The organism is Inquilinus limosus MP06, assembly GCF_000767795.1.
Taxonomy (GTDB): Bacteria; Pseudomonadota; Alphaproteobacteria; order DSM-16000; family Inquilinaceae; genus Inquilinus; species Inquilinus limosus_E.
Map to the genome: position 1 here is coordinate 1 of NZ_JANX01000257.1, position 8,507 is coordinate 8,507.

Genomic DNA, 8,507 nt, shown 5'->3' on the forward strand with positions numbered 1-8,507 from the left:
CGACCCGGACACCCGCACGCCCGCCTTCCGCCTGCCGCCGCTGGCCTGCGACGCGCATTGCCACATCTTCGGGCCGGGCGACCGCTACCCCTACGCGCCGGACCGGTCCTACACCCCGCCCGACGCGCCGCTGGAGATGTTCGCGGCGCTGCACGCCAGGCTCGGCGTCGGGCGCGCGGTGATCGTCAACGCCAGCGTGCACGGCACCGACAACCGCGTTGCGCTGGACGCCATCGCCCAGAGCGAGGGCCGCTACCGCGCCGTGGCCAATCTCGACGGCACGATCACCGAGAAGGGCATCGAGGCACTGCATGACGGCGGCTTCCGCGGCTGCCGCTTCAACTTCGTCCGCCATCTCGGCGGCGTGCCGGACATGAAGGTCTTCGACCGCATCGTGGCGATGGTCGCGGCCCATGGCTGGCATATCGACCTGCATTTCGACGCCGTCGACCTGCCGGACTACGCGGCGATGCTGCGGCGCCTGCCGGTGCCCTACACCATCGACCATATGGGCCGCGTCCTGGCGTCGGACGGGCTGAAGCAGCGGCCCTTCGAGACCCTGCTGGCCCTTCTCCGCAACGACGAGAAGTGCTGGGTCAAGATCTCCGGCGCCGAGCGGGTGTCGACCGCCGGGCCGCCCTTCCGCGACGCCGCGCCCTTCGCCCGCGCCCTGGTCGAGGCCGCGCCCGACCGGATCATCTGGGGCACCGACTGGCCGCATCCGAATGTCCGGGTCATGCCGAACGATGGCGACCTGGTCGACCTGATCCCGCTCTTCGCGCCGGAGCCGGAGCTGCAGCACCGGATCCTGGTCGCCAACCCGGCGCGGCTGTTCGACTTCGACTGAACCAACAACAACCGAAGGGAGAGGCCCATGTCCAGCATCGGGATGACGCAGGCGAAGCCGAAGGGCTTCGCCGCGAAACGCTGGCTCGGCCCGCTCTGGGCCCAGGTGCTGGTCGCCATGGCGGTCGGCATCGCGCTCGGCCATTTCTATCCGACGCTCGGCGTGCGGATGCAGCCCTTCGGCGACGCCTTCATCAAGGCGATCCGCATGCTGATCGCGCCGATCATCTTCTGCACCGTGATCCACGGCATCGCCCGGATGGCGGACATGGCGCGGGTCGGCCGCGTCGCCCTCAAGGCCATCGTGTATTTCGAGCTGGTCACCACCGTCGCCCTGGCCATCGGGCTGATCGCGGTCAATCTGCTGCAGCCCGGCGTCGGCATGAATGTCGACCTGCGCAGCGTCGACACCTCCGCCGCCCAGCCCTATCTGGCGCAGACCCAGCATGCCGACACCGTCAGCTTCCTGATGGGCATCCTGCCCAACTCCTTCATCGGCGCCTTCGCCGAGGGCAATGTGCTGCAGGTGCTGCTGCTGTCCGTGCTGTGCGGCGTGGCCCTGACCTGGATGGGCGAGCGCGGCAGGCCGCTGGTCGAGCTGACGGACACGGTCTCGCAGATGCTGTTCCGGATCGTCGGCATCGTCATGTGGCTGGCGCCGATCGGGGCCTTCGGCGCCATCGCCTTCACCGTCGGGAAGTTCGGCTTCGGGTCGCTGCTGTCGCTCGGCAAGCTGCTGGGCGGCTTCTACCTGACCTGCCTGGTCTTCGTGTTCTGCGTGCTGGGGCCGATCGCCCGGATCTGCGGCTTCAGCCTGCTGAAGCTGCTGCGCTACATCCGCGAGGAGCTGCTGATCGTCTTCGCCACCACCTCGTCGGAGACGGTGCTGCCGCGCATGCTGACCAAGCTGCGCCACGCCGGCTGCGACGAGGGCGTGGTCGGCCTGGTGATCCCGACCGGCTACTCCTTCAACCTGGACGGCACCTGCCTGTACTTGGCGACGGCCGCGGTGTTCCTGGCGCAGGCCACCAACACGCCGCTCGACATCTGGCAGCAGCTCGGCCTGCTCGGCGTGCTGCTGCTGACCTCGAAGGGCGCGGCCGGCATCGCCGGCGCCGCCTTCGTCGTGCTGGCCGCCACCCTCGCCTCCGCCGGCACCATCCCGGTGGCCAGCGTCGCCCTGATCCTCGGCATCCACCGGCTGATGTCCGAGGGGCTGACGCCGACCAACCTGGTCGGCAACGCGGTCGCCACCATCGTGGTGGCGAAGTGGGAGAATGCGCTGGACCGCGACCGCCTCAGACGCGTGCTGGATGGCGAGGACGTGCCGCCGCTGCCCTGACGGCGGCGTCATGCCGCACATCCGACGGGACCGGCCGGACCGAACGTGTGGGAGCGTGTCGCCGCCTCCGGGAGTCGCGGGCGGCCTCAACGAAGGGGGAGCGCTTCATGACCCGTCTCACCGCCAAGGACTTCCAGCCCGAGCTGCTGGAGCTCTACGACTATTACGTCCACGGAAAGATCACCAAGCGCGAGTTCCTGGACCGCGCCGGCAAGTTCGCCGTGGCGGGGCTGACCGCGGCGTCGATCCTGGCGTCGCTGAGCCCGAACTACGCGATGGCGCAGCAGGTGGAGTTCACCGACCCCGATATCGTCGCGAAATACATCACCTACACGTCGCCCAAGGGCAATGGCGAGGTGCGCGGCTATCTGGTGCGCCCGGCCAAGGCCGCCGGCAAGGTGCCGGGCGTGGTGGTGGTGCACGAGAATCGCGGCCTGAACCCCTATATCGAGGATGTGGCCCGCCGCGTGGCCAAGGCCGGCTTCATCGCCCTGGCGCCGGACGGGCTGACCTCGGTCGGCGGCTATCCCGGCAATGACGACGAAGGCCGCGAGCTGCAGCAGAAGGTCGACCCGGCCAAGCTGATGAACGATTTCTTCGCCGCGGTCGAGTTCCTGATGCAGAGCGACCTGACCACCGGCAAGGTCGGCATCACCGGCTTCTGCTACGGCGGCGGCGTCGCCAACGCCGCGGCCGTGGCCTATCCGGAGCTGGCCGCCGCCGTGCCGTTCTACGGCCGCCAGCCGAAGGCGGAGGACGTGCCGCGGATCAAGGCGCCGCTGCTGCTGCACTATGCCGAGCTGGACATCGGCATCAACCAAGGCTGGCCCGCCTATGAGGCCGCGCTGAAGGCATCGGACAAGACCTACGAGGCCTATATCTATCCGGGCGTGAACCACGGCTTCCACAACGATTCCACGCCCCGCTACGACGAGGCGGCAGCCAAGCTGGCCTGGGACCGGACGATCGCCTGGTTCAAGCGCTACCTGGCCTGAGACCTTCCCGGGACGCCCGGTTCGTCCCTGCCGTCATTGCGAGGAGGCGAAGCCGACGAAGCAATCCGGGGCCACGCCAAACAGCCCTGGATTGCTTCGCTGCGCTCGCGATGACGGGGAGCTCTGAATGGTTTCACTGAAATTGGCCCTATCATGAATCATTCTCATTGATCGGAACTGCGACCTGGCCGAGAGTCCCGTGCCCATCAGTGCGGGACTCCCGGATGCGGATCGACTTTCTTGGCCTCGAGGCTTTTCTCAGCATCGCCAACTGGGGCAGCTTCCACCGTGCCGCCGGGCATCTGAACCTGTCGCAGACGGCGCTGAGCCACCGGCTGAAGAAGCTGGAGGAGGATCTTGGCGTCAAGCTGGTGGCCCGCAGCACGCGGCGCCTGTCGCTGACCCCGGCCGGGCTGGAGCTGCTGCCGACGGCGCAGAAGCTGATCGACGACCTGTCGACCTCGCTCGACACGCTGCGCCGCCAGGGCCGCGAGCAGCAGGAGCGCATCGCCATCGGCTGCCTGCCGACCATCGCCATCCACCATCTGCCGCAGGTGCTGGCGGAGTTCCAGGCGGCCCATCCGCAGCTGGCCGTGCGCGTCTACGACAATTCGGTCAGCGAGCTGGTCGACCGCGTGCGGACGGGCGAGGCCGAGTTCGCCGTCACCATCGTCTCGGCCAACCGCTGGGACCTCGACATCATCCCGCTCATAAAGGAGCCGTTCGTCCTGGTCTGCCCGGAGGGGCACCCCCTGGCCGGGCGGGACACCGTGGACTGGCAGGATCTGGCCGGCGTGCCGCTGATCCGCATCAGCGCCCAGACCGGCAACCGGCTGCTGATCGATGACGCGCTGGCGAGCCGGCGCGAGATGATGACCTGGCGCAACGAGGTGCAGCATGTCGCGACCGCCATCGGCATGGTGGCGGCGGGGGTGGGCTGCACCGTGGTGCCGAAGCTGGGCGTCAGCACCGTCCGCGTCTCCGGCGTCGCCGTGGTGGCGCTGCGCAACCCGAGCGTGACCCGCACCCTGGGCATCATCACCCGGCGCGAGCACCCGCTCTCCCCCGCGGCGGAGACGCTGGCCCGGATGGTCCAGAGCCACTTCCGCCTGCTGTCGCGGCGCGACGAGGGGGCACCGGATTAAGACGGCATTGCTGCATCGGATCGTCGGATCCTGCCGTTACTTTCATTTGTTTCACCTGCCTGCCCTGGATAGCGTGCGCGAATGATGGAGACGCACCGGGAGGACGGAATGCAGGGCGGCATCCGCTGCATGCTGATGCGGGGCGGGACTTCGAAGGGCGCCTACTTCCTCGCCTCCGACCTTCCTGCCGGCACCGCCGCGCGCGACCGGCTGCTGCTGTCGCTGCTCGGCTCGCCCGACCCGCGCCAGATCGACGGGCTGGGCGGCGCGCATCCGCTGACCAGCAAGGTCGCCATCGTCTCGCCCGCCGCCGATCCCGCCTGCGACATCGACTTCCTGTTCTGCCAGGTCGGCGTCGACAAGCCGGTGGTCGACACCACGCCGAACTGCGGCAACATCCTGGCCGGGGTCGCCCCCTTCGCCATCGAGCGCGGCCTGGTGGCGGCGCGCGATCCCGAGACCCGGGTGCGGGTGCGCACGGTCAACACCGGCACGGTGGCGGAGCTGACGGTGCGGACGCCCGGGGGCCGGGTGACCTATGCCGGCGACGTCCGGATCGACGGCGTGCCGGGCACGGCCGCCCCGGTCACCGTCGATTTCCTCGACGCCGCCGGGTCTGTCTGCGGGGCGCTGCTGCCGACGGGCAACCCGGTCGACACCGTGGCCGGGGTCGAGGCGACGCTGATCGACAACGGCATGCCGGTGATCGTCCTGGCGGCTTTCGCCGTCGGCCGCACCGGGTATGAGCCGCGGGACGCGCTGGACCAGGACACCGGGCTGAAGGCGCGGCTGGAGGAGATCCGGCGCGCCGCGGGGCCGCTGATGAATCTCGGCGACGTGGCCGGCAAGGTGGTGCCGAAGATCGCGCTGGTGGCGCCGCCCCAGGCCGGCGGCAGCCTGTGCACCCGCAGCTTCATCCCGCATGAATGCCACGCCTCGATCGGCGTCTTCGCCGCGGTCACCGTCGCCACCGCCTGCGTGCTGCCGGGGTCGCCCGCAGCGCGGGTGGCGCGGGTCCCCGACGGCCGCGACAAGAGCTTCAGCATCGAGCACCCGACCGGCGAGTTCACCGTGCGCATCGCCGTCGGCGGCACGGCGGAGCGGCCGGTGATCGAGCGGGCGGGCCTGCTCCGCACCGCCCGCGCCCTGTTCGACGGCATCGCCTTTCCCCATGAGACGGCCCTGCCGGCCGCCTGAGCATCGAGAGCACTTATGACAGCACAAGGCAAATCCGGGCTGGTGATCACCGCCCATCCGGGCGACTTCGTCTGGCGCGCCGGCGGGGCCATCGCCCTGCACGCGCGCAAGGGCTACCGCATGAAGATCGCCTGCCTGTCCTATGGCGAGCGCGGCGAGAGCCAATGGGCCTGGAAGGCCGCGGGCGTGCGGCTGGAGGACGTCAAGGCGCAGCGCCGCGAGGAGGCGGCGAAGGCCGCCGCGATCCTGGGCGCGGAGATCGAGTTCTTCGACGCCGGCGACTATCCGCTGAAGGTCACGGAGGCGGTCCTCGACCGGCTGGTCGACATCTATCGCGAGGAGAAGCCGGCCTTCGTGCTGACCCATGCGCTGGAGGACCCGTATAATTTCGACCATCCGGTCGCGGCCCATGCGGCGCAGGAGGCGCGAGTGATCGCCCAGGCCGCCGGCCACAAGCCCGACCCGTCGCGCAGCTACGCCGCCCCGCCGGTGTTCCTGTTCGAGCCGCACCAGCCGGAGCAGTGCAACTTCAAGCCGCAGGTGATCTTGAACATCGACGAGGTGTGGGAGACCAAGTTCCAGGCCTTCCAGGTGCTGGCGGCGCAGAAGCATCTCTGGGACTACTACACCCGCGTGGCCCTGAATCGCGGCGTGCAGGGCGGCCGCAACTCGGGCCGGCCGATGACCTATGGTGAGGCCTATCAGCGCCTGTTCCCCGACGCCGTGGAGGTGCTGGCATGAAGCCCGTCGTCGTCCGCAACATCCGCCGGGTCGAGCCCGACATCGCCCGGCGCCTGGCCGCCTGCGGCGTGTCGACCGTGCACGAGGCCATGGGCCGTCTGGGCCTGCTGAAGACCTATATGCGCCCGGTCTGGCCCGGCGCCGCCATCGCCGGCAGCGCCGTCACCGTGCTGGCCCAGCCCGGCGACAACTGGATGCTGCATGTGGCGGTGGAGCAGTGCCGGCCCGGCGACGTGCTGGTGGTGGCCTGCACCACCGACAACACCGACGGCATGTTCGGCGAGCTGCTGGCGACATCGGTCCAGGCCCGCGGCGTGCTGGGGCTGGTGATCGACGCCGGCTGCCGCGACGTGAAGGCGCTGGCGGAGATGCGCTTCCCGGTCTGGTCGCGCGCGATCTCGGCCAAGGGCACGGTCAAGGCGACGCTGGGCAGCGTCAACGTGCCGGTGGTCTGCGCCGGCGCCCAAATCATGCCGGGCGACGCCATCGTCGCCGATGATGACGGGGTGGTGGTGGTGCCTCGTGCCCAGGCTGCCGAGGTCGCGGCGCTGGCCGAGAAGCGGGTCGCCAATGAGGAGGAGAAGCGGGCCCGGCTGGCGGCCGGCGAGCTCGGCCTCGACATGTACAGGATGCGGGAGGCTCTGGCCGCGGCCGGGCTGACCTATGTCGACGAGCTGCCGGACTGAGCGGCCGATGGCTCCCGAACCCAATCTCGACGTCGCGCATCTCGGCCATGTCGAGATCCTGAGCCCGGTGCCGGAGAAGAGCCTCGACTTCTTCGTCCAGGTGCTGGGCATGACGGTGAGCGGCGAGAAGGGCGACTCCGTCTATCTGCGCGGCTGGGACGACTACGAGCGCTATTCCCTTGTGCTGACCGGATCGAGGACCTCGGGGCTCGGCCACGCCGCCTTCCGCACCCGCAGCCCGCAGGCGCTGGAGCGGCGGGTCGCCGCCCTGCGCGGCTCCGGCCACGAGATCGGCTGGATCGAGGACGAGCTGGGCCACGGCCCGGCCTTTCGCTGCCGCGACCCGGACGGCCATGTCGTCGAGCTGTATTACGAGACCGAGTGGTACCGGGCGCCGGCGGAGCTGAAGCCGGCGCTGAAGAACCAGGCCCAGCGCTTTCCGGCCCGCGGCGTCAACGTCCGCCGCCTCGACCACTTCAACGGCCTGGCCGCGGATGTGAAGGCCAACCGGGTCTTCTTCGAGACCTATCTCGGCGCCCGGCTGACCGAGCAGATCGTGCTGGACGACGGCACCGAGGCCGGGATGTGGCTGACCTTCACCAACAAGAGCTACGACTTCGCCTATACCAGGGACCACACCGGGGCGAAGGGCCGCTTCCACCACGTCACCTATGCGCTGGATTCGCGCGAGGACATCCTGCGGGCGGCCGACATCTTCCTGGAGCACGGCGTCTTCATCGAGACCGGGCCGCACAAGCACGCGGTGCAGCAGACCTTCTTCCTCTATGTCTACGAGCCCGGCGGCAACCGCGTCGAGGTGGCGAATGCCGGCGCCCGCCTGGTGCTGGCCCCCGACTGGCAGCCGATCGTGTGGACCGAGGCGGAGCGGCGGAAGGGCCAGGCCTGGGGCTTGAAGACGATCGAATCCTTCCACACGCACGGAACGCCGCCAGCCGCGCCCGGCTGACGGCGCTCCGCTGTGACGGGGCTACAGCAGCCCCGGCACCACCAGCGCCAGCCAGGCCAGCAGCGGCCCGACCAGCACCACGATCCCGCTGTAGATCAGCATCTGCCGGAAGAAGGCGTCGCGGTCGATGCCATGCGCGTTGGCCACCACCAGCGCGCCATTGGTCGAGAACGGGCTGACATCGACGATGGTGGTCGAGATCGCGATCGCCGCCACCATGCCCGGCACGCCGAGATGGCCCTGCATCAGCAGCGGCACGGCCAGCGGGATGGTGGCGCCCAGCACCGCGACCGAGGAGGCGAAGGCCGAGACCACGCCGGCGACGTAGCACAGCAGCAGCGCGCCCAGGAGCGGCGCCGCCATGGTCGAGACGCCGCCGCCGACATAGTCGACCGCGCCGGCCTTCTGCAGCACGCCGATATAGGTGATGACGCCGCCGATCAAGAGCACTGTCGACCAGCTGATCTTGTCGACCGCGCCCTTCTGCCCGCGGGGGCAGACCAGGGCCAGGACCACGGCGACGCTCATCGCCACGAGGCCGACATTCAGCTCGAAGGCCAGCGAGGCGACGGCCAGCACCACCAGCCC

Annotated in this window: 9 protein-coding genes; 8 read left to right on the forward strand and 1 reads right to left on the reverse strand. The window is 69.7% G+C overall.

Annotated features, from left to right (window positions below):
* From P409_RS19130 to P409_RS19165, 8 genes are all read left to right on the forward strand, one after another.
* Positions 1-847 (forward strand): amidohydrolase family protein (locus P409_RS19130; RefSeq protein ID WP_034841581.1); only part of this gene is annotated, 847 nt, incomplete at its 5' end.
* 42 nt (positions 848-889) lie between these two features.
* The gene (gene dctA, locus P409_RS19135; protein WP_202964724.1) at positions 890-2,188 is read left to right on the forward strand and encodes a C4-dicarboxylate transporter DctA; all 1,299 of its coding nucleotides are present in this window, start codon (positions 890-892) and stop codon (positions 2,186-2,188) included.
* 107 nt (positions 2,189-2,295) lie between these two features.
* Positions 2,296-3,183 (forward strand): YghX family hydrolase, encoded by an 888-nt coding sequence (yghX, locus tag P409_RS19140; protein WP_034841590.1) that lies wholly within the window; start codon positions 2,296-2,298, stop codon positions 3,181-3,183.
* Between the two features lie 224 nt (positions 3,184-3,407).
* Positions 3,408-4,328 (forward strand): LysR family transcriptional regulator, encoded by a 921-nt coding sequence (locus P409_RS19145; protein ID WP_052120946.1) that lies wholly within the window; start codon positions 3,408-3,410, stop codon positions 4,326-4,328.
* A gap of 108 nt (positions 4,329-4,436) precedes the next feature.
* Complete coding sequence (locus P409_RS19150; RefSeq protein WP_034841611.1) at positions 4,437-5,525, forward strand: 4-oxalomesaconate tautomerase; 1,089 nt, start codon at positions 4,437-4,439, stop codon at positions 5,523-5,525.
* Between the two features lie 15 nt (positions 5,526-5,540).
* Positions 5,541-6,266 carry a PIG-L deacetylase family protein gene (locus tag P409_RS19155; RefSeq protein WP_034841595.1) on the forward strand — a complete coding sequence of 242 codons (726 nt, stop codon included), beginning with the start codon at positions 5,541-5,543 and terminating at the stop codon, positions 6,264-6,266.
* Positions 6,263-6,952 carry a 4-carboxy-4-hydroxy-2-oxoadipate aldolase/oxaloacetate decarboxylase gene (locus tag P409_RS19160; RefSeq protein ID WP_034841599.1) on the forward strand — a complete coding sequence of 230 codons (690 nt, stop codon included), beginning with the start codon at positions 6,263-6,265 and terminating at the stop codon, positions 6,950-6,952. The genes P409_RS19155 and P409_RS19160 overlap by 4 nt, the downstream gene beginning before the upstream one ends.
* Positions 6,953-6,959: 7 nt before the next feature.
* Positions 6,960-7,919 (forward strand): catechol 2,3-dioxygenase, encoded by a 960-nt coding sequence (locus P409_RS19165; protein WP_034841604.1) that lies wholly within the window; start codon positions 6,960-6,962, stop codon positions 7,917-7,919.
* Between the two features lie 21 nt (positions 7,920-7,940).
* On the opposite strand, the gene P409_RS19170 is transcribed toward P409_RS19165, so the two are convergent.
* Positions 7,941-8,507: SLC13 family permease (locus P409_RS19170; RefSeq protein ID WP_034841615.1), on the reverse strand; the 567-nt coding region annotated here is incomplete at its 5' end.